The following is a 25,769-nucleotide window of genomic DNA, read 5'->3' as shown; positions in this document are numbered from 1 at the left end:
TCACGCCATGTCCCACCCCGTCCTCCTCGTCATCGCCCACGGCAGCCGCGACCCACGGCACGCCGCGACCGTGCACGCGCTCACCGAGCGGGTACGGGAGCGGCGGCCGGGGCTGCGCGTGGAGACGGCGTTCCTGGAGTTCAACGCCCCTTCCGTGCCCCGGGTGCTGGAGCGCCTGGCCACGGAGGGGGCGGACGAGGTCATCGCCCTGCCGCTCCTGTTGACCCGGGCGTTCCACGCCAAGACCGACATCCCGTCGGTCCTGCGCGAGGCCCGCGCCCGGCTGCCGAGGCTGCACATCCGCCAGGCCGACGTCCTCGGCCCGTCCCCGCTGCTCAACGCCACGCTCGGCCGGCGGCTGCGGGAGGCCGGGGTCCGCCCCGGCGACCTCCCCCGGACCGGGCTCGTCCTGGCCTCGGCGGGATCCTCAGACCCGGAGGCGATCGCAGTGATCGCTGAAATCGCGCGGGAGCTGCGGCACACCGGTTGGTGCGCCGTGCGGCCTGCGTTCGCCTCCGCATCTCTCCCCCGTACCGAGGACGCGGTACGGGCCCTGCGGGCCGAGGGCGCGGAGCGGGTGGCGGTGGCGCCGTACGTCATCGCGCCCGGCCGCCTCCCGGACCGCATCGCGGCGGGCGCCGAGGCGGCCGGCGCGGACGTACTGGCCGATGTGCTGGGCCCGGCACCGGAGTTGGCGCGGCTGCTGCTGGAGCGGTACGACGAGGCGCGGGTGATGGTGGGGGCTTCGTCGCTGTCGGCGTGAGGCCGGGCGCGGACACCCGCTAGGGCCTGTCGTCAAACTGCCGTCGTCGCCCGAAGGGCGGCCGCGCGGCGCATGGTGCGTGCGATCGCAAGGCGCCGGAATGGTCTCGGATGGGGTCTCCCCTGCTCGAACGCAGTTGAGAGCTCGGGGAAGGAGCTACTTGGCCATTTCGGCAACGCCGGAGGGGGTCCCTCCCTGCTCGAGCGAAGCCGAGAGCTTGGGGGAGTGCGTGCCAGGCGTCGCGCGGCAGGCGACAGTTTGACGACAGGCCCTAGCTCTGGCCGATCAGCCCGGCGACCGCGCAGACGACCGCCCCGAGGGCCACCGTGTCCGCACCGATCGACCAGGTGTACCGTCGCCGCTCGCCGCACGGAGGAGGGCGGTAGCTCCGCACGCGCTGCACGAGCGGGGTCCCGGGCCCGTACCAGGCTTCCAGCCCCGCTCCCCACAGCCCTGCCTCCGTCGCCATGTCCACGATCCTAAGGACAGCCCGGGGCGGCCGTGCCCCCGGAAGCTGTGGTGCGGTGGGCCGTTCGCCGTAGCAGTGGCCGTTAGGCGAGCGTCTTCCGTGGCTCCTCCGGGTCCGGGGTGTGGTGGCGGCCGACCGGGATCACCAGCGGGGTGCGGCTCACCGGGTCCGTGGTGACCTGGCAGCGCAGGCCGAAGACGTCCTCGACGGTCTCGGCGGTGATCACGTCGGCGGGGGCGCCCTCGGCGACGATGCTGCCCTTCTTCATCGCGATGACGTGATCGGCGTACCGGCAGGCCTGGTTGAGGTCGTGCAGGACCATGACGATCGTGCGTCCCTCGCGCCGGTTGAGGTCCACGACGAGGTCCAGGACGTCGATCTGATGGGCGAGATCGAGGTACGTCGTCGGCTCGTCCAGGAGGAGGACCGGGGTGCCCTGGGCGACGGCCATGGCGATCCAGGCGCGCTGGCGCTGGCCGCCGGAGAGTTCGTCCACCGCGCGGTCGGCGAGGTCGGTGGTGCCGGTCGCGGCCAGCGCGTCGTGCACCGCGTGCTCGTCCGCCTTGGTCCACTGCCGCCACCACGTCTGGTGCGGCGAGCGGCCCCGGTTCACCAGGTCGATGACGGTGAGGCCCTCGGGGGCGACCGGCGACTGCGGCAGGATGCCGAGCTGCTGGGCCAACTCCCTGGTGGGGATGGCGTGCAGGGTGCGGCCGTCCAGGCTGACCGCTCCCGCGCGCGGGGCCAGCAGCCGGGCCAGGGCGCGCAACAGGGTCGACTTGCCACAGGCGTTGGCGCCGACGATGGCGGTGATCCGGCCCGGCGGAACGGCCAGGTCGAGGCCGGTGACGACGGCCCGGTCGTCGTAGCCGAGGTGCAGGTCCTTCGCCCTCAGGTCGGGTTCGGCGGTGGACATCGGTCAGCCTCCTGAGCCCGCGCGGTTGACGCGGATGAGCAGCCAGAGCAGGACCGGGGCGCCGAGCACTCCGGTGACGATCCCGACGGGCAGTTCGGTGCCGGGGATCAGTTCGCGTGCCAGGACGTCGGACGCGAGGACGATGGCGGCGCCGGTGAGTCCGCCGGCGAGCGGCGGCGGCCAGGCCGTACGGCAGAGCCGCTGCGCGATCTGCGGGGCGGCGAGTGCCACGAACGCCACGGGCCCGGCCGCCGCCGTGGCGAAGGCGACCAGGCCGACGCCGGTGAGCAGGACGGTGAGGCGGACGGCCTGGACGCGGGTGCCGAGCCCCTTGGCGACGTCGTCGCCGAGTTGCAGCGTACGCATGAGGCGGCCGATGAGCAGGGCGGCGGGGACCAGGACGACCAGGGCGTACGCGAGGGGCGCGGCCTGCTGCCAGTCGCGGCCGTTGAGGTTGCCGACGAGCCAGCCGAGCGCGGCCTGTGCCTGGAAGCGGCCGCCCCGGGCGAGCAGGAAGTCGGTGACGCTGAGGCAGATCCAGGAGACGCCGATGCCGACGAGGATGATGCGGTAGCCGGTGGTGCCGCGCCGCCAGGCGAGCCCGTAGACGAGGAGGGCGCTGGCGAGGGCGCCGAACAGGCCGAGGGCCTGGGTGCCGAGGCCGAAGTCCCAGCCGAGCACGATGCCCGCGACGACGGCGGTGCCGGCGCCCTGGGTGAGGCCGATCATGTCGGGGCTGGCGAGCGGGTTGCGGGTCATCGTCTGGAACAGGGCGCCGGACATGCCGAACGCGATCCCCGCGAGGAGCCCGGTCATGGCGCGCGGCAGCCGCAGTTCCTGGACGACGAGGAGGGTGCCGGGGTCGCCGGAGCCGGTCAGTGCGCGGGCGACGTCGGTGAGCGGGATGCCGTACTCACCGATGGAGACGTTCCAGCACAGCGCGACGAACACGGCGACGACGAGTGCCGTGCAGACGGCGATCTGCCGGGGTCGCAGGGTGCCCGAGACCGGCGGGAAGGCCAGGCGGAAGGGGCGGGCCCCGGTCTTCCCCGTGCGGAAGGATTCGGTGGTCACGGTCATACCTCCGCGAGCCGGCGTCGGCGGACCAGGGCGATGAAGAAGGGGCCGCCGATGAAGGCGACGATGATCCCGGCCTGGACCTCCACGGGCCGGGCGATCACCCGGCCGAGGATGTCCGCGCCGAGCAGCAGCCCGGCGGCCAGCGCGGCCGAGAGCGGCAGCAGCCAGCGGTGGTCCGGGCCGAGTCCGGCCCACTGGGCGAGCACCCGGGCGACGTGCGGGACGACCAGGCCGATGAAGACGACGGGCCCGATCACCGCGACCGCCGCCCCGGTGAGCAGGGTCACGGCGACAACGCCCTGGAGGCGTACGAGGCCGAGCTTGCGGCCGAGCGACGCGGCCACGTCGTCGCCGAGGGCGAGGCTGTTGAGGGCGGGCGCGCTCGCCACCGCGAGGAGGGCGCCGAAGCCGAGGAAGGGCAGGATGCGCAGCACGGTGGAGGCGTCCTGGTTGGCGAGCGAGCCGGCCGACCAGAAACGGAACCGGTCCAGGGCGGCCGGATCGGTGAGAACGATGGCGCTGGTCAGCGAGGAGAGCACGGCGGTGACGGCGACCCCCGCGAGGGCCAGCTTCACCGGCGTGGAACCCGAACGCCCCATCCGCCCCAGCAGGTAGACGACGATGCTCGCCGCCATCGCTCCGGCGAACGCGAACCAGATGTAGCCGAGCAGCGAGTCGATCCCCGCGACCCCGGCGGCGAGCACGATGGCGAACGCGGCCCCGGCGCTCACGCCGAGGATGCCGGGGTCGGCCAGCGGGTTGCGGGTCAGCGCCTGCATCACACAGCCGGAGAGCCCGAGCGCCGCACCGGCGGCCAGCCCCAGGGCCGTACGCGGCACGCGCACCGACCAGATCACGTCCTCGATCCGGGGCCCGGTCGGCCGGCCGAGGAGCGCCTTGAGCACGTCACCGGGCGGGATCTGGAGGGCGCCGAGACCGAGCGAGAGCAGGCAGAGCACCACCAGCACGGCGGCGAGAGAGGCCGCGAGCAGGGCGGGGCGCCATCGGGCGGGGCGGGTCACGGGGCTGGCTCCACGGTCCGGTTCCTCACGGGAGGGGTGGGCGGGCCGCCCCGCCGACGCGGGGCGGCCCGGAGGGGGGCAGGCGTCAGGACGCGGGGTGGACGACCTTCGTGTCCGTCTTGCCGTCGACGGCGGCCGACAGCATGGGGACCAGGCGGTCGACGGTGTACGGGATGCTCAGCGGGGTCACGAAGGAGATCGCGCTGCCGAAGTGGCTGCTCTCCTTGATCATGACCTCGCGGCCTTCCTTGACCGCGTCGAGCTTGCCGTACAGCGGGTCGGCGTGGAGCTTCTTGGCGTCCTTGGCCGGGTCGGTGACGATCCAGGCGACGGCGTCCGTGTCGAGGAGGTCGGTGCGCTCCTTGCTGATGTTGGCGCCGAACGCCTCGCCGACGACCTTGTCGAGGCCGCTCGGGAGCTGGAAGCCGAGGCCGGTCAGCACGCGCGAGCGGTTGTCCTGCGGGCCGTAGACGTACATGCCCTCGTACGGGGTCGCCATGACGGCGGTCTTCCCCTGGAACTCGGGGTGCGCGGCGGCGGCGTCGGCGATGTGCTTCTCGGTCTTCGCGACCAGGTCCTTCGCCTCGTCGGGCTTGCCGAGCGCCTTGCCGACCTGCGTGGTCTGGTCCTGCCAGGAGATGCCCCAGTCCGCGCCCTCCTTCGGCTGGGCGACGACCGGGGCGATCTTGGAGAGGGTGCGGTACTGGTCCTTGGTGAGGCCCGAGTACAGCGCGAGGATCAGGTCGGGGCGCAGGGAGGCGATCTTCTCGACCTGGGGGCCGGTGCCGTCGTCGTGGAGGACGGTGGGCCGCGCCTTGTCGCCGAGGGCCTTCTCGGCCCACGGGCCGATGGCGCCCTTGAACTCGCCGAACCACTCGGTCGTGCCGACCGGCACCTTGCCGAGGGCGAGGACCGCGTCCTGGTCGGAGAGGCCGACGGTGACGATGCGCTGCGGGTCGTTCTTGACGGTGGTGGTGCCGTACTTGTGGTCGAGGGTGACCGGGAAGGCCCCCTTCGCCGCGCTGTCGCCGGACGGCGCGGCCTTGTCGTCGCTCTCGCCGGACCCACAGGCGGCGGCTCCGAACAGCAGCAGGGCGGACGCGGCCACGGCGGTCAGCCGGGTGCGCTGGAACATGCGGGACATGGCGGTTTCCTTCGGGAAGGTGGGTGTGCCGGGGGGCGGCGTGGGGGTCAGAGGTGGGGTGCGGCACGGCTGCCGGACCAGGCGTGCCAGAGGGTGGCGTACGGGCCGTCGGCGGTGCGCAGTTCGTCGTGCGTGCCGCTCTCGACGACCCGGCCGGCCTCCAGCACCACGATCCGGTCGGCGGCGACGGCCTGGGTGAGGCGGTGGGCGACGACCAGGGCGGTGCGGCCGGCGAGGGCGGCCTCGGCGGAGCGCTCCAGCGTGCGGGCGCCGGCGCTGCCCGCCTCGGCGGTGGCCTCGTCGAGCACGGCGACCGGGGGGTCGGCCAGGACGAGCCGGGCGAGGGCGAGTTGCTGGGCGCGGGCGGGGTCGAGGCGGTGGCCGCCTTCGCCTACGACGGTGGCGAGCCCGTCGGGCAGGGCGTCGGCCCACTCCAGCGCGTGCACGGTGGCGAGGGCGGTACGGAGGTCGGCGTCGGTGGCGTCGGGGCGGGCGAGGCGGAGGTCCTCGGCGAGGGTGCCGGTGAAGACGTGGACCTCCTGGGTGACCAGGACGACGGAGGGGGCTGTCTTTCCCTCCGCTACGGAGACCGTGCCTTCCGTCGGCTGCTGGACCCCCGCCACGATGCGGGCCAGAGTGGATTTCCCGGCGCCGCTCGTGCCGACGAGCGCCACGTGCTCGCCCGTGCGGAGGGTGAGGGAGACGTCGTGGAGGACGGTGCGGCCGGGCCCGTACGCGTGGCTCACGGCGTCGACGGTGACGGCCGCCGTGCGTTCCGGCCTCTGGGGCGGCAGCCGTACGGCGCTCGCCTCGAGATCGGTCACGCCGACCAGCCGTGCCAGTCCGGCCGCCGCCGACTGGGCCTCGTCGAGGAGGACGAGGGCGGCGTTGACGGGTCCGAAGAGGCTGTGGAAGTAGAGGGCGGCGGCCGTCGCCGTACCGATGGAGACGGAGCCGTCGCGGACCAGGAAGAACCCGGTGACCAGGACGGCGGCCAGGCCGATGTACTCCGCGATGTGCAGCCGCGCGTAGAAGCCGAGCACGAGGTGGACGCTGCGCATGGTCAGCTCGACGGCCTTGCGCGAGCGGGCCGCGCTCTTCTCCGTGTGCTGCTCCTCCAGCCGGTGGCCGCGCACGGTCACCGCTCCGCCGATGGTCTCCAGGAGCTGTTGCTGCTGGGCGCCGTTGGCGACCCGCTGGTCGGCGTAGACGGTGACGGCGTGGCGTACGTACCACCGTGCCGTGAGCGCCTGGACCGGTACGGCGAGGAGCGCGGCGAGGAGGAACCGTACGTCCAGCAGCGCCATCGCGCCGAGGGTCAGCACGATCGCGAGGACCGAGCGGGCCATCTCCGGGAGCGCCGAGCGGACGGCTTCCGCGACCCGGGCGACGTCTCCGGTGACCCTGGCCGTGAGGTCGCCTGCGCCGGCCCGCTCCAGGCGGTCGGCGGGGAGGTGCAGGGCGCGCTCGACGAACTGTTCGCGGAGCCGGGCGAGGACGGTCTCGCCGAGCCGGGCGATCTGGGTCAGGCCGAAGGTGGTGGTGAGGCCCTGGACGACGGCGACCACGAGGAGCAGGACGACGGGCAGCGTCAGGGCGTCGGCGGAGCGGCCGTCGGCGACGATGTCGACGATGCGGCCGAGCAGCGGCTGGACGAGGAGCCCGACGGCGGTGGCGCCGACCAGGACGCCGAGACCCAGGACCGCGCGGCCCCGGTCCGGGCGGATCAGGGTGCGCAGGGCGGCCCGGGTGCGGGCGCCGGTGGCGATGGGGAGCAGCTCGGCACTGCCGTCCGCTACATCCGATATGCCCGATGGAGTGGTCATGTGAGCACCGCCGAGCGGTAGACGGGATGGTCGCGTACGAGGTCCTCGTGCGGGGCCTCGGCGGTGACGGTGCCGCCGTCGATGAGGACGACCCGGTCGGTGGCGGCGAGGAGCGCCGGGCTGCTGGTGACCAGGACCGTGGTGCGGCCGGTGCGGGCGCGGCGGATGCCGGTGGCGATGCGGGCCTCGGTGGCGGCGTCGACGGCGGTCGTCGGGTCGTGCACGACCAGGACCGAGCGGTCGGCGGCGAGCGCGCGGGCCAGCGCGACGCGCTGGCGCTGGCCGCCGGAGAGGGAGCTGCCGCGCTCGCCGATCCGCCCGGAGGTGCCGCCGGGCAGGGTCGCGGCGACCTCGTCGACGGCGGCGGCGTCCATGGCCGGCTGCGGGTCGGCTCCGGCGGGGGCGGCGGCCGTGACGTTGTCGAGGAGGGTGCCGTCGAAGAGCTGGGCGTCGTGCTCGGCCACCAGGAGCGCGGAGCGCAGGGCGGCGGGCGCGAGTTCGGTGACCGGGGTGCCGTCGAGCTCGACGCGTCCTCGGTCCGGGTCGCAGCGGCGGGCCAGGCAGTGCAGCAGGGTGGCGGCGTCGGCGGTGTCGGTGACCACGATGCCGAGGTGCTCGCCGGGCCGGACGGTGAGGTCGATTCCGTCGAGCCCGGCGTGGCCGAGGCCGTGCAGCCGCAGCTCTCCGGAGGCGGGAGTGGCGGGCTCCGCGGCGCCGCCGGTGGTCTCGCCGGGTGCGGCCAGCACGTCGGCGATGCGGGCGGCGGAGGCGCGGGCCTTGGCGAGTTCGGCGCCGACCCAGGCCAGTACGGCGATCGGTCCGGGCAGGAAGAGGGCGAGGCCGACGGCGGAGACCAGGGCCCCGAGGCCGATGGAGCCGCTGAGCACCAGGCGTCCGCCGACGAGGGCGACCAGGGCGATGAAGGCGCCGGTGAGGGTGAGCATCAGCCCGGTCTGGAGTGCGGCGGCGCGGGCGGCGCGCACGTTGGCCTCGCGGGAGGCCTGGCTGGTGGAGCGGTACCGGGCGACGGCGGCGCGCTCGGCCCGGAGGCCCTTGAGTACGCGGACGCCGGCGACCAGGTCGGCGGCGACCCCGGAGGCGTGCGCGGCGCGTTCCTGTTCGGCCTGGCTGCGGTGTTCCAGCGGGCGGGCGAGGTAGTGGCCGAGCGCCATGAGGAACGGGGCGCCGATCAGGACGAGGAGGCCGAGCGGGACGGAGGCGCGCAGCAGCAGGACCGCTCCCGCGACGACGCCGACGACGGCGGCGATGCCGAGGGTGAGGGCCATGTTGAGGGCCCCGACCCGCCGGGCGTCCTCGGTGGCCACGTTGACCAGGGCGCCGGGCGGCCGTCCGGCCTCGGCGCCGCCGTGCGGGGCGAGGACGCGGCGTACGACATCGAGGCGCAGCTGGTGCGCGGCCTGCTCAGCGGCGCGCTCACCGGCCCGGGCGCCGAAGCGGAAGCCGTACGACAGCATCGCGTAGACGACGGCGAGGACGACCAGCCAGACGGCGAGCGCTCCCCCGTCGGGCCGGACCACCGCACGGTCGACGATGATCCCGATGAGTACGGGGACGAGCGCTTCGCCGGTCTGATGGGCGGCGCCCAGCAGCGAACCGACGACGACGTCCCGGCGCTGCCCTGCGACGGCACGGCGTATGACACCGCGCCCGGACCTGTCAGCCCCCACCCACCTGCTCCTCATAGCGTGTACCGGTCAGAGGAGAAGGGGCGACTTCCGGCCACTCGACTCCAGCCAAACGCAGGTAAGGCTAACTTGTGCGGCGCCCGGTGCGGAACGGACCCCGGGAGACCCGCCCCGGAAGGCCCGCCCCGGGGCGCCCGGTCAGGTTTCGGCGGGCCCGTCCGGTTCGAGCAGGGCGTGCATCCTGCGCAGGACGTCAAGCTGAGCCTCGTTGTAGAACGCGACCAGGGCCTGCGCGACGACCGACCGGGCGAGCGCCCCGTCCCGGCGGGAGGCGGCGTCCAGGTCCGAGATGAAGGGGTGGGCCTCCTGCTGCTCCCGGGCCTCGGCCGCCAGGTGGCCGGCCAGCCGGCGGCGAACGTCCTCGGGCGCGTCGACGGGGAGGTTCTCGAACTCCTCGGCGACCTCGTCCCGGGGCCGGGAGTACTGCTCCTTGATGAGCGCCATCGCCCTCGGCGTGAGGATGCTCGAGTACGCCAACAGCAGGGACTGCTGGGCCCGTGGCAGGTCCGCGGCGGCGGCCCCGAAGTCCGCGGGGAGGCCGAGGGAGACCCCCTCCTCCAGGACCGCCGCGATCTCACGGCGCATCCGCTGCCGCCGGTCGATGTCCGCCGCGAGTTCGGCGTCCAGGGCCCGCAGGATCTCCTCCGGCCTGCCGTCGGCGGCCTCCATCGAGGGGATGTCGGCCAGCGGCACACCCAGGTCGGTCAGCCGCCGGATAGCCATCACGCGGACCAGGTGGGTCACGCCGTACCGCTTGTAGCCGTTGGCCGACCGCGCGGGTTCCTCCAGCAGCCCCAGCCGGTGGTAGTGCCGGACGGTCTTGAGCGTCGTGCCGGCGAGTTCGGCCAGTTGACTCGTGCTCCACGCCACAGCAGACCCTTTCCCGGATGCTCCGCACTTCGTCGGCGCCGACGAGGGCCGTCCCGGAAGGGAGGTCCCGTTCACTCCCCTGCCCCCGCGCGGTGCGGTCCATCCCCGTCGCCGCCAGGGCCCGGCCCGCACCGCCGACTTGACCATGCCCTTGGGGCACGGAGTGCGATGGGAGCGACCACAGCACCGGCACGGTTGTATGGGGAGAGCCGACATGACACGACAACGCGGTATCCGGCGGAGCGCGGCCCTGGCGATCGCCCTCGGCCTCGGCCTGAGCGGATCGCTCGGCACGGGGCCGGCAGGTGCGCAACAGAAGGAAGGATCGACCGTACGGTGGGGCGACTGCCCCGAGGACGTGGCTGCCGAGGCGGCGCCGGTCGTGCTGAAGTGCGCGACCGTTCCCGTACCGAAGGACTACGCCGACCCGGGCGGCGACTCGATCGAGCTGATGATCTCCCGGCTGGCCAGCACGGACCCCGGGAAGCGGCGCGGCACGCTCATGCTCAATCCGGGCGGTCCCGGCGGCTCCGGACTGTCGCAGCCCGCCTTCCTGGCGAATCGAGGGATCCCCTCCGAGGTGCTGGACACCTACGACGTGATCGGCATGGACACCCGGGGCATCGGGCGCTCGGCAGCGGTGACCTGCGGATTCACCCCGGAGGGCCCCTACTTCGCCAACATCCCGCCGTACGCGGTCGACGACGCGGCCGTCACCGCTCGGGCCGAGGTGGTCGAGAAGGTGGCCGAGCAGTGCGCGAACCGCGACAAGGGCGGAGTGCTGCCCCACCTGACCACGGCCAACACCGCACGCGACCTGGACCGCATCCGGGACGCGCTCGGCGAGGAGAGGACCAGCTTCCTGGGCTACTCCTACGGGACGGCACTCGGGGCCGCCTACGCGTCGATGTTCCCCGAGCGCTCCGACCGGATCGTGCTCGACAGCAACATCGGCGACACCCACCTCGACCGGGACGGGATGCGCCGCTACGCGCTCGGGGTGGAGCAGACGTTCCCCGACTTCGCACGGTGGGCGGCCGACCGCCACGACAGTTACGGGCTCGGCCGTACCGTCGCCCAGGTCCGCAGGACCTACTTCGCCCTCGCGGAACGGCTGGACAAGGAGCCGGTCGACGGCTTCGACGGCAATGTGCTGCGCCAGCTCACCTTCGGCCTCCTCTTCAAAGAGGTGCAGTACGCGAAACTCGCCCAGTACTGGCAGGCGCTGAAGAGCGACGATGCCAAGGCCGTGCGCACGGCGGGCGCCCGCGGTGCCGCGGCGGACACCCCTCCGTCGATGGACAACCAGCTCTCCGTCTTCCTCGCCGTGAGCTGCAACGACGTCAAGTGGCCCACCCGTGTGGACACCTATCGGAAGGGCGTCGCCGAGGACCGCGCGCGCTACCCGATGTTCGGCGCCGCCACCGCCAACATCACCCCCTGCGCCTACTGGCCGTACGCCCCGGCCGAGGAACCGGTGGCGATCGACGACGACGGGCCGCGCAACATCCTGCTTGTCCAGAACCTGCGCGACGTGCCCACCCCGCACGTCGGAGGCAAACTGCTGCGGCAGAAGTTCGCAGACCGGTCCCGGCTGGTCAGCGTGGACGACAGCGGTCACGGGGTCTATGTGTACGGCGACAATCCGTGCGCGCTGAACACCACCACGCGCTACCTCGTCACGGGCAAGATGCCCGCGAGGGACACGCTCTGCCGCGCGGGGTGAGCGCCGGTACGGGAGTGGGCGGGCGGCTCACCTCCGTACCGCGGGCTCCACGACCGCCCCGGAAGCTCAGACCTCCGCGAACGGGTCGTCGACGAACGGGGTCGCCTGGTGGAAGTAGAGCCGCCACCCCGCCCCGGTCAGCCGCCACAGGGAGCTGCGGTGGGAGCGCAGGCCCTTGGACTCCGTGTCGAAGGTGAGGTGGACCAGGTCCGAGCAGAGCTCCACGCCCCGCATCCGGGAGGCGGTCAGCGGGCCGGGGCGCGGGGCGTCGGCGGCGGTGAGCGCCGCGATGATCGTCTCCCGGTTCCAGAGCCGTCCGCTGGTGCCGATCTCGCGGAACTCCGGGTGCAGCAGCGAGACGAGGAGGTCCGCGGAGGCGCGTACCACCGGGTCCAGCAGGCGCAGTTCGCCTTCGATGGCTGCGGCCACGGCGGGCGAAGGCTCAGACACGTGTCATCTCCACAAGTTTGGCCACGGTGTTCCAGTTGCGGGTGGTGGCGGTGAGGCCCTTGGTGAGCTGGGGACGCGCCAGAGCCGCGGCCAGCTTGGAGCGGCCGAGTCCGTCGGGGGCGTACAGGTAGACGCAGCGGTCACCGAGCTCGAAGGCCTCCGGCAGGTAGGCCGGTGCGTCGAAGGCGGCGAGGTCGGCGAGGCGTTCGGGGTCCATCGCCCGGTCGAGGTAGGTGACGTGGAGCTGCTTGCCCTCCAGCTCGGCGGCGGGGAACGGGCAGGCGTCGGCGACGGCGGCGAGGTAGGCGCCGCTGCGGACGATGCAGTCGACGGAGAAGCCGAACCGCTCGTGCAGGGCGTGCTCCAGGGCGGCGGCGAGCGCGTTCTCGTCCTGGTCCTCGCTGCGGAAGACGGCGTTGCCGCTCTGCAGATGGGTGGCGATGCCGGTGTGGCCCAGTTCGCCGAGCAGGGTGCGCAGTTCCGGCATCGGGACCCTCTTGTGGCCGCTCACATTGATCCCGCGCAGCAGAGCCGCGTACGTCGTCGTCATGGCCCCACACCCTAGAGCGATCCCTCCTCCGGCGCGCAGCCGCCGCGCCCCGTGGGGGAGGGCGCGGCGGCTGCTGTGCGCGAGCGGGTGCCGGACGGGGGCGGTGGGGCGCCTCCGTCCGGCGGCGGTTCCTACTCGACGATCTTGAGGAGCTTGTTCGCGGTGCCCTCGGTCGCGTTGGAGATGGCGTCCGGGGTGGCTCCCTCGGTCAGCGCCGTGGCGACCGCCTCCGGGGTGGCGTCCGGGTTGCCGGCGAGGTAGACGGCGGCCGCGCCGACGACGTGCGGGGTCGCCATGGACGTACCGGAGATGGTGTTGGTGCCGGTGTCGCTGTCGTTCCAGGTCGACGTGATGTCCGAGCCCGGGGCGTATATGTCCACGACGGGGCCGAAGTTGGAGAACGAGGACTGCTCGTCGCCCTCCGTGGACGAGGCGACGGTGATCGCCTCGGGGACGCGGGAGGGCGAACCCTGGCCGGCGTCGCTGGACTCGTTGCCCGCGGCCACACCGAAGGTGATGCCGGCGGCGATGGCCTTCTGGACGGCCTCGTCGAGGGCCGGGTCGGCGCCGCCACCCAGGCTCATGTTGGCGACGGACGGGCCGGACGCGTTGGCGGCGACCCAGTCGATCCCGGCGATGACCTGCTCGGTGGTGCCCGAGCCGTTGTCGTCCAGGACGCGGACGCCGACGATCTTGGCCTTCTTGGCGACGCCGTGCGCGGCCCCGGCGATGGTGCCCGCCACGTGGGTGCCGTGCCCGTTGCCGTCGTCGGCGTCGTCGTCGTTGTCCACGGCGTCGAAGCCGGAGGTGGCGCGGCCCTCGAAGTCCTCGTGGGTGACGCGGACACCGGTGTCGATGACGTACGCGGTGACGCCCTCACCGGCGGTGTCGGGGTAGTTGTACGCGTTGTCGCCCGCGGTCTCGGTCTGGTCGACGCGGTCCAGACCCCACGACGGCGGGTTCTCCTGGGTGGCGTTGATGCTGAACTTCTTGTTCTGCACCACCTTGGCGACGGACGGGTCGGCGGCGAGGCGCTTGGCCTCGGTCTCCGAAAGGCCGCTGGCGGAGAAGCCGTTGATGCTGGAGGAGTAGTTGCGCTGGAGCTTGCCGCCGTACTCCTTGGCGAGCTTCGACTTGTCCGCCTTCTCGCCCAGCATGACGATGTAGCTGCCGGAGACGGCGGTCTCGGCGTCAGCGCCGTAGACCGTGCCCATGGGAGCAGGCGCGGCTCCGGCGAACGAGGTTCCGAACAGGGTGACTCCGGCGGCGGCTGCCACGGCGGTGATCGCGGCGGTCAGCTTGGTCCGGCGAGTGATGGTGCGCTGGTGCTTGGCCATGAAGAGGGGTCTCCTCGTCAATCTCTGTGGGGGGATTGACCTCCGGCCGGAAGATCTCCGGGGGCTGGCTCGAAACCCTGACCGATTGACGAGCACAGATCAAGACCCCCTTGCAGCTGTGACTTACTCAACAAGGTTTCGTAACAAGAAATCGGCCAGGGCGGGTCACAACGGTCAGCGGTCGTCAACATGCGGGCAACAAAGGCGGATCGAGGGTCCGCCAGGAGGACCCCGGGACAGGAAACCAGCAGCTCACAGGCGCTGACGACCCCTTCGCGCCGCCGCACACCGCACCTCCGCACCCCCGGTGCCGACGCCATCGATCGCTCACGGGTATGCGTGAAGACATGTGAACGTGCGTGAAGAAGTGCGCGAGAGGGGTGAAGTCCCGCGCCGGATATGTGGAGTCACTCGGGGGGTGCGTGCAGATGCAACGACCACGGGCATCGCACAGACGAGCGCCCCGCCCCGCACCACGGCGCTCTGCGGTGGTGCGGGGCGGGGCGGACAACGTCCGGATATCAGTGCAACGGATCCGCTCAGAGGGATGGTTCAGCCCTGGCCGGAAAGGCGGTTCGGTCCCGGCCGGACAGCCAGTTCGGCCTCGGCCGGAGACGGTTCGGCCCCGGTCAGACAGCCAGTTCGGCCTCGATCAGGTCGGCCGCCCGAAGCGTGCCGCCTTCCTCCGCCATCCGCTCGCGCAGCCGCGCCGACCGCTCCGCCACCTCCGGGTCGCCGACCAGGGCGAGCACGGCCTCGCGGAGCGTCGCCGCGTCGGCCTCCTCCATCGGGACGTGCCGGGCCACACCGAGCGCCTGGAGCATGTCGGCGTTGCCGAACTGGTCGACGGCCTGCGGCACCGCCACCATCGGCGTCCCCGTGGCGAGCCCTTCCTGACTGCCGCCCGCACCGGCATGGGTGATGAACGCGTCGGCCTGCTTCAGCACCGCCAACTGCGGCACCCACGCGTGCACTTCGACGTTCGCCGGTACGTCACCGAGCTCGGCCGGGTCGACGTGCGCGCCGATCTGGAGGACCACGTGCCAGCCGGGCAGGTCACCGAAGGCCGCCACGCACTCCCGGTAGAAGGCGGGCTGCTTGGTGAACGAGGAGCCGAGCGAGACCAGGAGCACCTTCTCCGCCCCGGCCGGCCGCTCCCACTCCCCCTGGTCGGCCCGGTCGCCCTGGCAGGCGCCGACGAAGGTGTACATCTCGTGGTCCACCCGGTCCGCGTTGGGCTGGAGCGCCTCCGGAATCAGGACGAGAGCGCGGCGCGGGCGGGCCACGAAGTCGTCGCTGGAGACATGGCCGAGGCCGTTGTCGGCGAGCCAGCTCGCGAAGCGGTCGTAGTACGCCCTGCCGCGCTCGGTCTGCTTGAGCTCGGCCGTCATCGGCTCGCCGACCTCCTTCTCGTACCCCTCCCACGGCACCAGGTTGGGCCAGAGGGAGACGGCGGGGACGCCCCAGCGATGGGCGAGGACGCGGGCGGGATAGGAGGTGATGTCGTGCAGGACGAGGTCGGGTTCGTCGCCGTCGAAGGCGGCGATCAGCTGCGGAAGCGCCTGGACGGCGTCGTCGAGGAAGGGTTCGAGGTTGTCGATCAGTTCGGTGCCCCACGCCTCGGGGTCGTCGTCGGTCGGCAGGGTCGAGGTGTAGATCACCGGCTCGGCTCCGGTGGCCGCGACCTTCCCGGCGAACGAGGCGGGAATGGCGTAACTGACGCGGTGCCCACGGCTGACGAGCTCGCGGATCACTTCGAGGCTCGGGTTCACATGTCCGTGGGCGGCGATGGAGAACATGGCGACGTGGGCACGCGGGGATTCGGTCATGTGCTTCACCATAAGCGAGACGCAACGTCTCGTCTAGTTATTTTCGCCGCCTTCTTCAGCGCTGATAGCGGGCCAGCACCCGGTTCCCGTCATCGACCAGCCGTTTCCGCAGCTCATCCATGTCGATCGCACCGCTGTAGAACTCCTGGAGCGCGGGGGTCGCCACCTTGTCCTTCCACTCCGGGTAGCCGCGTACGGTCTGCGCGGGCGCCGGGCGCAGGTGCCGGGCGAGCGCCGTACCGGTGGACCAGCTGTGCTCGGCGGTGTGCAGGGAAGGGTGGGCGAGGGCGGTGGTGCCGGTGGGGAGCATCCAGTCGCCGCGGGCCAGGCGGACCATGTTCGGCGGCCGCAGCAGGAAGTCGATGAAGGCGACGGCCTCCTCCTTGTGCGGGCTGTCCTCGGCGACGGAGAGGGTCTGCGGGCTCACTCCCTGGGCCAGTCCGCCGGGGCCCGCCGGTGCGGGCAGGACCGTCCACGCGAAGCCTTCGGGGGCCTGTTCGACGACCTGCTGGCGGTAGGCGAAGCCGAGCGGGAGCATGGCGTACCGGCCGCCGAAGAAGCCGGGCAGCGCGTCCGAGCCGCCCATGCCGAGCGCCGTACGGGCCGCGCTGCGGTCGGTGTTGACCTGGTCGTGGATGGTGCCGGTCACCACCTCGTCGCCCGCCTCGAACCGCAGCTCCGCCTTGCCGCCGGCGTCGCGGTGGAAGAGCCGCCCGCCGCCGGAGAGGCCCAGGTTGAGGGTGACGGAGACGGGTTCCTTGAGCGGCCAGGCGACCCCGTAACGGCCCTTGCCGGTCAGTACCTTCGTCACCTGCCGGAACTCCTCCCAGCTCCAGGGCCGCTCCGGCGTCGGGATGCGCGCGCCCGAGGCGTTCAACAGCTTCGTGTTGGCGATCAGGACGCGGGGCTCCTGGAGGAACGGGACCCCGTAGACGCCGCTGCCGAAGGTGGTGGTGCGCCAGGACTGCTCGGGGATGTCGGCCTTGAGCCGGTCCGGGAGGAGGGGGCGGAGGTCGGCGAGGTAGCCGCCGTACGCGAAGTCGGCGAGATCGTCGGAGGCGTCGTGGATGATGTCGGGCGCCTCACCGCCCTCGAAGGAGGTGAGCAGCTGGTCGTGGACGTTGTCCCAGCTGCCCTGGACATAGTCCACCTGTACGTCGGGGTGGGCGGCGTTCCACTCCTTCACCAGCTGCTTGTTGGCGTCGACGGACTCCTTCTGCCAGGCCAGCGACTGGAACCTGAGCCGGATGGTGCCGTCGGCGTCCCGGCCGTCGTCGGTGCTCGAACACCCGGTGATCAGGAGGGCGAGGACGGCGGCGGCCGCGGCGGCCCGCCGGGCCAGAGCGCGGCGCATCAAACCCTCACCGCGCATCAGCCCCTCACCGCCCCGGCCGTCATCCCGCCGGTGATCCGCCGCTGGATGAAGGCGAAGAGGACGAGCGAGGGCAGCGTGGCGAGGAACGCGGCGGCGGCCAGCGGCCCGAGGTCGGCCACGCCCTCCGCGCCGAGGAAGTGCGTGAGGACGACCGGCAAGGTCTGCTTCTCCGGGGTCTTGAGGAGAACGAGTGCGAAGAAGAACTCGTTCCATGCGGTGATGAACGCGAAGAGGGCGGTGGCGACGATGCCGGGAGCGAGCAGCGGGGCGACGACCGAGACGAGAGTCCGTACGCGCCCGGCCCCGTCCACGGCGGCGGCCTCCTCCAACTCGGCCGGCACGGCCCGTACGTACCCGGCGAGCATCCAGAGCGCGAAGGGCAGCGACCAGACGACGTACACCAGGATCAGCCCCCACAGGGTGTTGATCAGATGCAGGTTCTTCAGCACGAGGAAGAGCGGAATGATCACCAGCACGAAGGGGAACGCCTGGCTGACCACGACCCACCCGGTCGCGGCGGTGGCGAGCCGCCCCCGGTGGCGGGCCATCACATAGGCCATCGGGGTCGCGATGACGACGGCGATGAGCGCGGCGGAGACGGCGGCGATCAGCGAGTTCGCGGCGGCCTGGAGCAGCGGCTGTTCGTCGAAGGCCTGGCGGAAGTTGTCGAGGGTCGGATTGCCGGGGATCCAGGTGGGGTGCAGGGAGCCGAGTTCGCGGGCGGGCTTGAAGGCGGTGGAGAGCAGCCAGAGGAACGGGAAGGCCAGGAAGACGAGGTACGCGAGGAGCGCGAGGTACTGACCGGCGCGCGCGGCCCTGCTGGTCGGAAGACTCATCGCGTACCGCCTCCACGGAGAGTGCTCATCGCTGCTCGCCTCCTCCTCTGATCCGGCCGACGAGGAAGCAGGCGAGGATCACGGAGATCACCGCGACCATCACGCAGCCCATGGCGGCGGCGTACCCGAACTGTCCGTAGCGGAAGGCTTCCTCGTACGCGAAGAGCATCGGCAGCCGGGTGCGGCCGCCGGGTCCGCCGCTGGTCAGCACGTAGACCAGAGCGAAGGAATTGAAGTTCCAGATGAAGTTGAGGGCGGTGATGGCGAGCGCGATGGGTCTGATCGCGGGCCAGGTGACCGTACGGAACCGGCGCCAGGCACCCGCTCCGTCCAGGGCCGCCGCCTCGTGGAGTTCGTGCGGGGTGTTCTGGAGTCCGGCGAGCAGGGCGACGGTGGTCTGCGGCATGCCCGCCCAGATCCCGACGAGGATCACGGCGGGCAGCGCGGTGGCGAGGCCGGTGAGCCAGTCGCGGCCGTCGCCGAGGCCGAGGTCGCGGAGGGTTTCGTTGAGGATGCCGGCGTCGGGGTTGTAGACGAGGCGCCACATGATGCCGACGACGACTTCGGGCATCGCCCACGGGATGATCGCCAGCGCCCGCGCCAGCCAGCGCAACCGGAGCTTCTGGTTGAGGAGCAGGGCGAGGCCGAGGGCCAGGAGGAACTGCGGCACGGTGACGCCGAACGCCCAGAGCAGGCCGATCCGGAAGGAGTCCCAGAAGAGGGTGTCGTGCAGGAGGTCCTGGAAGTTGAGGGTGCCGATCCACTGGGTGGAGCGGGTGCGGCCGGACTGCGCGTCGGTGAAGGCGAGCGCGATGCCGTAGAGGAGCGGTCCGACGCTGAGGATCAGGATGGGGAGGAGGGCGGGCAGTACGAGGAACCAGGCGGCCCGGTCCCGGGCCGCCGCGCCGGGCCCGTTACGCGCGCGCCTCGCCCCGGACGCCTCCCCCTTGGTCGCTAATGCCACGAATGACCCTTCTCCAGCACCTAGGCATGGTTTCTACCCTTCTGGCCGTCCCGGTGGCCCAGGCCATCGTGCTGACGGGCCGTCGGTTCGTCAAGGTGGCCTGCGCGGATGCGAAAATCGCACCCATGGACGAGATGCGTGCGCGTGAGGTGCTGACGGCCGCCGGCTTCTCCGGCGCGGCGGAGCTGCTGGCGCTGGGCGAGAACGCGGTCTTCGCGGCCGACGGTCTGGTGGTGAAGGTCGGCCGGGACGCCACCGGCCATCCGGAGCTGGCGGCCCGGGCGGAGCGGGAGGTGGCCGTCGCCGAGTGGCTCGCCGCGTCGGGCGTCCCGGCGGTACGGGCCGCCGAGCACGGGATGCGGCTGGTGGAGGGCCACCCGGTGACGGTGTGGCACCGCCTGCCCGACCCCGTACGCCCCACGGAACCGCGCGATCTGGCGCCCCTGCTCTCCCGGGTCCACGCACTCCCGGCACCCGCGGGCTTCACGCTCCCGCGCCGCGAACTGCTCGGCGGGGTCGAGCGCTGGCTGACGCTGGCGGGCGACACGATCGACCCGGCCGACGCCGACTACCTCCGCGCCCGCCGCGACGGCTTCGCCTCCGCGGCCGCCGCCCTGACCCCGCACCTCCCGCCGGGCCCGATCCACGGCGACGCCCTCCCCCGCAACGTCCACATCGGCCCCGACGGCCCGGTCCTGGTCGACCTGGAGACCTTCTCCACCGATCTGCGCGAACACGACCTGGTCGTCCTCGCCCTCTCCCGCGACCGCTACGGCCTGCCCGCCGCGTCCTACGACGCATTCACCTCCGCGTACGGCTGGGACGTACGGGAGTGGGCCGGCTGTGCGGTCCTCCGAGGCGCCCGCGAAACGGCCAGCTGCGCCTGGGTCGCCCAGCACGCCCCGGCCAACCCGAAGGCACTCACCGAATTCCGCCGCCGGGTGGCCTCGCTGCGTGAGAACGACCCGGAGGTCCGCTGGTACCCCTTCTGAACGGGCGGTTCGCGGCCGGTTCGCGCCGCGACGAGCACTGTCCCCGCCGGAGAACCGGCGGGGACAGTGCTCAGGGCCCATGGCGAAAGCCCCTGGTCGGCGCGGGAATCAGATGATGCTCACACCGTAGGCGCCGAGCGCCTCGGTGACGGGCTGGTAGAACGTGGTGCCGCCGGAGGAGCAGTTGCCGCTGCCGCCGGAGGTGAGGCCGAGCGCGGTGCTCCCGGAGAAGAGCGCGCCGCCGCTGTCGCCGGGCTCGGCGCAGACGTCGGTCTGGATCAGACCTTCGACAATGCCGTCGGCACCGTAGTTCACGGTGGCGTTGAGGCCGGTCACCGAGCCGCCGTGCAGGCCGGTGGTGCTGCCGCTGCGCTGGACCGACTGGCCGACCGAGGGGTCACCGGCGCTGTCGATCTCCTGGTAGGTGCCGTTGTAGAGGGAGACACGGCCGTCGGCCGCGCCGGGGTCGGAGTGCTGGATGATGCCGTAGTCGTTGCCGGGGAAGCTGGATCCGGTGGTGGTGCCGATGGACCACGAGCTGCCGATGTTGGTGCAGTGGCCGGCGGTCAGGGCGAACTTGGTGCCCGCGCCGTCCTGCACGTTGAAGCCGAGGGAGCACCGGGCTCCGCCGGTGGTGATGGCCTCGCCGCCCGCGATGAGCTTGGTGAACTCACCGGGAGTGCGCTTGACCACGAGGGCGTCGGCGTTGGCGCCGGCCTCGTTCTCGATCGTGGCGATCTCGGCCTGGGTGACCGTGCTGTCGACGGTGACGACGACCTTGCCGGTCTCGGCATCGACGTACCAGGCGGTGCCGCCGATGTCGGCGGTACGCACGGAGTCGGCCGTCACGTTGAGCTCGGTGGCGCTGAACGTCTTCGGGGCCGGCTGGGCGGACGCGGTGGCGGCGGGGACCGCGAGCGCCGCGACGGCGGCCAGGCCGGTCGCTCCGGCGATGAGTCGTGCTCGTCTCGACATGCTGTGGGGGTGGGAGAGTCGCACTGTAGTCCTCCAGATCGTGGGGGGAACTAAGGGCGTTGTGGGGACGCCCATGGCGTGTCATCAGGCGAACGATCATGTCGACGTGTTCCTGACAACGTTGTTTCATGCTGGACAGAGCAGGACGGCCACACAACCCCCGGGAACGGGAGTGGCTGACAAGGAGCTGTCCGGCGAGCTGCATACGCCACCAAACGGGTGGATAGGCACCCGGGCATGGAAGAGGGATGACCGAAAACGAACGGTCCGGTCAGCGCATCCGGGGAATGAGCGGCCAGGCCGGCTCGACCACCGCCGCCGGATCGGCGGTGCGCCGCAGATACGCCTGCAAGGACAGCGACTGCTCGGCCGCCGCGCGCACCTGAAGGCCGTGCAGGTCCTCCAGGGCCATCACTCCGACGGAGCGGTACTTCTCGCCCATGCGTCGCACCACGCGCACGGCGGCCACCGCGTCGGCCCGCGCGTCGTGCGCGTCGTCGAGCACCACCCCGTAGTGGTCGCACAACGCGTGGAGGGCCCGCTTCCCCTTCCGGTATTTGTCGACGTGCTTGTCGACCACCAGAGGATCGATGACGGGCGACGGCACGCCGCCGATCCGCTGCTCGACCGACTCCAGTCCGTACCGCCCGCATTCGCGGTCCAGGAGCGAGAGGTCGTAGCGCGCGTTCATCACCACCAGCGGCACCCCCGAGCGCAGCACCTCGGCGACCGCGTGGGCGATCTCCTCGACGGCGGTGGCCGCCCGGGCACCGTGCTTGCGGGCGTGGTCGGTGCCGATGCCGTGGATCGCGGAGGCCTGTTCGGGTATCGCCACCCCCGGGTCGAGCAGCCAGGTCCGCTGCTCGGCCACCGTGCCGTCCGCGTCCAGCCGGACCAGCGCGGCGGTGACGATCCGGTCGGTCTCGACGTCGGTCCCCGTCGTCTCCAGGTCGAAGCCGACCAGTGGTCCCTGATGCCAGCTCATCCCGATACCTCCTTCGTGGTGCTCCCCCGTGGTGCTCTCCCCCGAGTGATGACCACCTTCGCACGCACCACTGACAACAGCGGGGACGGGTGGTGCGGGCCCTACGACACCGGGCGCGAGTCCGTCCAGACCGACTCGAACTCCTCCCGGTACGTCTCGAAGAGGCCGCCCTCGCTGTCCTGACCGGCCCGCACCACCGTCCGCCGCCCGCCGCCGCGCAGCACCAGCACCGGCGCCTCCATGCCCCGGGCCCGCCGCAGATACGGCTGGACGACGCCCACCGCGTCCGCCCCGTCGCCGTCCACCAGGTACGCGGTGAAACGCGGGGTCTCGTCGAAGACCTGGATCTCGAAGGCGCCCGGGTCGCGGAGCTTGGAGCGGACCCGGCGCATATGGAGGATGTTCATCTCCACCGAGCGGCTCAGCTCACCCTTCTTGAGGCCCAGTTCCCGCTCCCGGCGCTTCACCGCGCTGCTGGCCGGGTTGATGAAGAGCAGCCGCACCCGGCACCCGGACTCGGCGAGCCGGACCAGCCGGCGGCCGGAGAAGTTCTGGACGAGCAGGTTGAGCCCTATGCCGATGGCGTCCAGCCGCCGCGCCCCGCCGAACAGGTCCTCGGCCGGCAGCTGGCGCTGGAGCCGCACCCGGTCGGGGTGGACGGAGACCACGTCCGCGTACCGGTCGCCGACCAGCTCCTCCACCGCGTCCACCGGCAGCCGGTCCGCGGACGCCACCCCCGCCCCGCTGCCCAGGATGTCCAGCAGCCGGGCCGAGGCCCGCTCCGCCTGGGCGAGCACCGCCTCGTTCAGCGCACGGTTGCGGGAGACGACGTTGCGGGCCACCTCCAGCTCGTCCAGGGCCAGCTCGACGTCCCGCCGGTCGTCGAAGTACGGCTCGAAGCACGGCCAGTGCTGGACCATCAGCTCCCGCAGCTGCGGGAGCGTGAGGAAGCTCAGGACGTTGTCGTCGGCCGGGTCCAGCAGATAGCCCTTGCGGCGCGACACCTCGCGTACGGCGACGGCCCGCTGCACCCACTCCTGCCCGGCCGGTCCGGCCGCGGCCACCACCCAGTCCTCGCCGTGCACCGGCTCGTAGATCGGCCGGAGCACCGCGGCGACCACCGCACGCAACCGCTGTTCGACCAGATTCAGCCAGATATAGGCGCGCCCGGCCCGCTGCGCGCGGGTCCGTACCTCGCTCCAGGCCTCGGCGCCCCAGTCCAGCTCCGCGCCGATCTCCATGGGCTGCGCAAGGGACACCGCCCCGGGCGGCGCATCGGTCGATTCCCCCTCGTGACCTGCGTCACCTGGGGGTAGCTCGAACCCTCCCGAGCTCACCCGTCTACCGCCTTCCACTCCCCCACCCAACGATCAAGGAAGGGTACTCCGGGAGCGGGATCCGGTGCAGCCCGATGGCCGCGCCGGTTTCCCAACTCCCCTGTCCGGGCGGCCTGTTCCTTGCGGCGAGATCGGGTGGAGTGAGCGGATTCATAGTGATTAGGCACCCCCGCGAAGGCCGCGATCCGGACGCCCGCCGGCCGGGCGCGTCCGGAATCGCGTCCGGGGCGGCACCCCGGTGTCCGAAGTTGACCGGTGTGGCCGGGAGCGGGGCGACGGGACCGGCCGTACCGCGTGACGTACTAGGTGTGCGCCCCACTTTCGGGGAGTATTCGAGGAGTAACGGGCCGAGGAAAGCCACCGCACCCGGATCAGAAGTGGAAGAGTCTCATCTATGCAGGTCTGGCCGGGACACGCTTATCCCCTCGGCGCCACCTATGACGGCGCCGGAACCAACTTCGCGGTCTTCTCCGAGGCCGCCCACCGGATCGAGTTGTGCCTGTTGCACGACGACGGTTCAGAAACGGCGGTGGAGCTCCGCGAGACCGACGCCTTCGTGCGCCACGCGTACCTGCCCGGCATCATGCCGGGTCAGCGGTACGGCTTCCGGGTGCACGGACCCTACGAACCCCAGCACGGGCAGCGGTGCAACTCCGCGAAGCTGCTCCTGGACCCGTACGCCCGTGCGGTCTCCGGGAAGATCGAGTGGGGCGAGGCGGTGTACGGCTACCCGTTCGGGAAGCCCGACGCCCGCAACGACCTCGACTCGGCGCCGCACACCATGAGCTCGGTGGTGGTGAACCCGTACTTCGACTGGGGCGACGACCGCCGTCCCCGTACGGACTACCACCGCACCGTGATCTACGAGGCCCACGTCAAGGGCCTGACGATGCTCCATCCGGGGCTTCCACCGGAGCTGCGCGGTACGTACGCGGGGCTCGCGCACCCGGAGGTCATCGCCCACCTCACCGAACTGGGCGTCACGGCGATCGAGCTGATGCCCGTCCACCAGTTCGTCCAGGACCACCGCCTGGCCGACATGGGGCTCGCCAACTACTGGGGCTACAACACCATCGGCTTCTTCGCCCCGCACAACACCTACGCCTCCTGGGGCGACCGGGGCGAGCAGGTGCTGGAGTTCAAGCAGGCGGTGAAGGCCCTGCACCAGGCGGGCATCGAGGTCATCCTCGACGTCGTCTACAACCACACCGCCGAAGGCAACCACCTCGGGCCGACGCTCTCCTTCCGAGGGCTCGACAACGCCTCGTACTACCGCCTGACCGACGATCAGCGCTACTACATGGACACCACGGGCACCGGGAACTCGCTGCTCATGCGGTCCCCGCACGTGCTCCAGATGATCATGGACTCACTGCGGTACTGGGTGACCGAGATGCATGTGGACGGCTTCCGCTTCGACCTGGCGGCGACGCTCGCCCGCCAGTTCCACGAGGTGGACCGGCTCTCCTCGTTCTTCGACCTCGTCCAGCAGGACCCGGTGGTCAGCCAGGTGAAGCTGATCGCGGAGCCGTGGGACGTCGGCGAGGGCGGCTACCAGGTGGGCAACTTCCCGCCGCTGTGGACCGAGTGGAACGGCAAGTACCGCGACACGGTCCGCGACCTGTGGCGGGGCGAGCCGCGCACGCTGGCGGAGTTCGCCGGGCGGCTGACCGGCTCCTCCGACCTCTACCAGGACGACGGGCGCCGCCCGCTCGCCTCGATCAACTTCACCACCTGCCACGACGGCTTCACGTTGCACGACATGGTGTCGTACAACGACAAGCGGAACGACGCCAACGGCGAGGGCAACCGGGACGGCGAGAGCCACAACCGGTCCTGGAACTGCGGTGTCGAGGGTGAGACGGACGATCCGGAGGTCCTGGAGCTGCGGGGCCGGCAGATGCGGAACTTCATCGCCACGCTGATGCTGTCGCAGGGCGTGCCGATGCTGAGCCACGGCGACGAGTTCGCCCGGACACAGAAGGGCAACAACAACGCCTACTGCCAGGACAACGAACTGGCCTGGATCCACTGGCCCGATCCGGAGGCGCCGGACGACGAGTTCCGGCGGAACCTGCTGGAGTTCACCCGGGCCATGGTGTGGCTGCGTCGCGACCATCCGGTCTTCCGGCGCCGCCGCTTCTTCCACGGACGGCCGGTGGAGGGCACGCACGACGAGCTCTCCGACATCGCCTGGTTCACTCCCGAGGGTGAGGAGATGACCCAGCAGGACTGGCAGGCGGCCCACGCCAAGGCGATGACCGTGTTCCTCAACGGTCAGGCGATCTCGGAACCGGGGCCGCGCGGTGAGCGGATCGCCGACGATTCGTTCCTGCTGATGTTCAACGCGAGCGCCGAGACGCTGGAGTTCGCCGTTCCGGTGGACCACGGCGAACAGTGGCAGGTCGTCGTGGACACCGCACGCGCGGAGGGTGTCCCTCCGGGGACCGGACCGAAGGTGGCCGAGGGCGAGCAGGTGACGCTGATCGGGCGCAGCCTGACCGTGCTGAAGCGGCCCGCCTGAAGCCCTGCCGCCGGAAGCGGCCCGCTTGAAGCCCTGCCCGCTGGATCGGCAAGGGTGAGCGTCCCGCCCGGGGTGACACAGGTCGCCCCGGGC

Annotated in this window: 21 protein-coding genes and 1 pseudogene; 4 read left to right on the top strand and 18 right to left on the bottom strand. The window is 71.9% G+C overall.

Annotated elements, in window-relative coordinates; translation table 11 throughout:
* Positions 1-7 precede the first annotated feature (7 nt).
* The gene (locus ACQP09_RS29670) at positions 8-763 is read left to right on the top strand and encodes a sirohydrochlorin chelatase (protein ID WP_433405198.1); all 756 of its coding nucleotides are present in this window, start codon (positions 8-10) and stop codon (positions 761-763) included.
* A gap of 271 nt (positions 764-1,034) precedes the next feature.
* Here ACQP09_RS29670 and ACQP09_RS29665 read toward each other — a convergent pair whose 3' ends face one another.
* From ACQP09_RS29665 to ACQP09_RS29630, 8 genes are all read right to left on the bottom strand, one after another.
* Positions 1,035-1,232 (bottom strand): hypothetical protein, encoded by a 198-nt coding sequence (locus ACQP09_RS29665; protein ID WP_433405196.1) that lies wholly within the window; start codon positions 1,230-1,232, stop codon positions 1,035-1,037.
* Positions 1,233-1,314: 82 nt separating this feature from the next.
* Complete coding sequence (locus ACQP09_RS29660) at positions 1,315-2,148, bottom strand: ABC transporter ATP-binding protein (protein ID WP_433405194.1); 834 nt, start codon at positions 2,146-2,148, stop codon at positions 1,315-1,317.
* 3 nt (positions 2,149-2,151) lie between these two features.
* Positions 2,152-3,228, bottom strand: coding sequence for a FecCD family ABC transporter permease (locus ACQP09_RS29655; RefSeq protein ID WP_433405191.1), 1,077 nt, complete (start codon positions 3,226-3,228; stop codon positions 2,152-2,154).
* The gene (locus ACQP09_RS29650; RefSeq protein ID WP_433405189.1) at positions 3,225-4,250 is read right to left on the bottom strand and encodes a FecCD family ABC transporter permease; all 1,026 of its coding nucleotides are present in this window, start codon (positions 4,248-4,250) and stop codon (positions 3,225-3,227) included. Before ACQP09_RS29650 ends, ACQP09_RS29655 begins: the two co-directional genes overlap by 4 nt.
* A gap of 85 nt (positions 4,251-4,335) precedes the next feature.
* Entirely contained in the window at positions 4,336-5,394 is a 1,059-nt protein-coding gene (locus tag ACQP09_RS29645) for an iron-siderophore ABC transporter substrate-binding protein (RefSeq protein WP_433405186.1), read from the bottom strand.
* Between the two features lie 47 nt (positions 5,395-5,441).
* Positions 5,442-7,220, bottom strand: a complete 1,779-nt coding sequence (locus tag ACQP09_RS29640) for an ABC transporter ATP-binding protein (RefSeq protein WP_433405183.1) — start codon at positions 7,218-7,220, stop codon at positions 5,442-5,444.
* Positions 7,217-8,908 carry an ABC transporter ATP-binding protein gene (locus tag ACQP09_RS29635; protein ID WP_433405180.1) on the bottom strand — a complete coding sequence of 564 codons (1,692 nt, stop codon included), beginning with the start codon at positions 8,906-8,908 and terminating at the stop codon, positions 7,217-7,219. Before ACQP09_RS29635 ends, ACQP09_RS29640 begins: the two co-directional genes overlap by 4 nt.
* 156 nt (positions 8,909-9,064) lie before the next feature.
* Positions 9,065-9,796, bottom strand: coding sequence for a MerR family transcriptional regulator (locus ACQP09_RS29630; RefSeq protein ID WP_433405178.1), 732 nt, complete (start codon positions 9,794-9,796; stop codon positions 9,065-9,067).
* A gap of 214 nt (positions 9,797-10,010) precedes the next feature.
* Between ACQP09_RS29630 and ACQP09_RS29625 the strand changes: the two genes are divergently transcribed.
* Entirely contained in the window at positions 10,011-11,522 is a 1,512-nt protein-coding gene (locus tag ACQP09_RS29625; protein WP_433405175.1) for an alpha/beta hydrolase, read from the top strand.
* 66 nt (positions 11,523-11,588) lie between these two features.
* On the opposite strand, the gene ACQP09_RS29620 is transcribed toward ACQP09_RS29625, so the two are convergent.
* From ACQP09_RS29620 to ACQP09_RS29590, 7 genes and pseudogenes are all read right to left on the bottom strand, one after another.
* Positions 11,589-11,972: a DUF4440 domain-containing protein gene (locus ACQP09_RS29620; RefSeq protein WP_432150738.1), complete on the bottom strand. Its 384-nt coding sequence runs from the start codon at positions 11,970-11,972 to the stop codon at positions 11,589-11,591.
* A complete protein-coding gene (locus ACQP09_RS29615; RefSeq protein WP_433405171.1) occupies positions 11,965-12,522 on the bottom strand; it encodes a DUF1697 domain-containing protein in 558 nt (185 codons plus the stop codon). Before ACQP09_RS29615 ends, ACQP09_RS29620 begins: the two co-directional genes overlap by 8 nt.
* A 131-nt stretch (positions 12,523-12,653) precedes the next feature.
* A complete protein-coding gene (locus tag ACQP09_RS29610; RefSeq protein WP_433405168.1) occupies positions 12,654-13,859 on the bottom strand; it encodes a S8 family peptidase in 1,206 nt (401 codons plus the stop codon).
* Between the two features lie 629 nt (positions 13,860-14,488).
* Positions 14,489-15,713 (bottom strand): annotated as a pseudogene (gene mgt / locus ACQP09_RS29605) (macrolide-inactivating glycosyltransferase).
* 30 nt (positions 15,714-15,743) lie between these two features.
* A complete protein-coding gene (locus ACQP09_RS29600; RefSeq protein WP_433405166.1) occupies positions 15,744-17,042 on the bottom strand; it encodes an ABC transporter substrate-binding protein in 1,299 nt (432 codons plus the stop codon).
* A gap of 17 nt (positions 17,043-17,059) precedes the next feature.
* Positions 17,060-17,899 (bottom strand): carbohydrate ABC transporter permease, encoded by an 840-nt coding sequence (locus ACQP09_RS29595; protein WP_433405163.1) that lies wholly within the window; start codon positions 17,897-17,899, stop codon positions 17,060-17,062.
* 25 nt (positions 17,900-17,924) lie between these two features.
* The gene (locus ACQP09_RS29590) at positions 17,925-18,863 is read right to left on the bottom strand and encodes a carbohydrate ABC transporter permease (protein ID WP_433405160.1); all 939 of its coding nucleotides are present in this window, start codon (positions 18,861-18,863) and stop codon (positions 17,925-17,927) included.
* A gap of 125 nt (positions 18,864-18,988) precedes the next feature.
* On the opposite strand from ACQP09_RS29590, the gene ACQP09_RS29585 reads away from it, so the two are divergent.
* On the top strand, positions 18,989-19,855 hold the full coding sequence (locus tag ACQP09_RS29585) for a phosphotransferase enzyme family protein (protein ID WP_433406805.1): 867 nt from the start codon (positions 18,989-18,991) through the stop codon (positions 19,853-19,855).
* A gap of 108 nt (positions 19,856-19,963) precedes the next feature.
* Here ACQP09_RS29585 and ACQP09_RS29580 read toward each other — a convergent pair whose 3' ends face one another.
* The 3 genes from ACQP09_RS29580 to ACQP09_RS29570 form a co-directional block, all read right to left on the bottom strand.
* A complete protein-coding gene (locus ACQP09_RS29580; RefSeq protein ID WP_433405157.1) occupies positions 19,964-20,854 on the bottom strand; it encodes a S1 family peptidase in 891 nt (296 codons plus the stop codon).
* 247 nt (positions 20,855-21,101) lie between these two features.
* Positions 21,102-21,815 (bottom strand): 3'-5' exonuclease, encoded by a 714-nt coding sequence (locus tag ACQP09_RS29575; protein WP_432150732.1) that lies wholly within the window; start codon positions 21,813-21,815, stop codon positions 21,102-21,104.
* Positions 21,816-21,916: 101 nt separating this feature from the next.
* Positions 21,917-23,152 (bottom strand): SAV2148 family HEPN domain-containing protein, encoded by a 1,236-nt coding sequence (locus ACQP09_RS29570; protein ID WP_433405154.1) that lies wholly within the window; start codon positions 23,150-23,152, stop codon positions 21,917-21,919.
* Positions 23,153-23,546: 394 nt separating this feature from the next.
* On the opposite strand from ACQP09_RS29570, the gene glgX reads away from it, so the two are divergent.
* Positions 23,547-25,676, top strand: coding sequence for a glycogen debranching protein GlgX (gene glgX, locus ACQP09_RS29565; protein WP_433405151.1), 2,130 nt, complete (start codon positions 23,547-23,549; stop codon positions 25,674-25,676).
* The last annotated feature ends 93 nt before the right edge of the window (positions 25,677-25,769 follow it).

This window comes from Streptomyces sp. CA-146814, from assembly GCF_050942385.1.
GTDB lineage: Bacteria > Actinomycetota > Actinomycetes > Streptomycetales > Streptomycetaceae > Streptomyces.
Note: the sequence above shows the minus strand (reverse complement) of the source record. Positions and strands in the feature narration are given on the sequence as shown.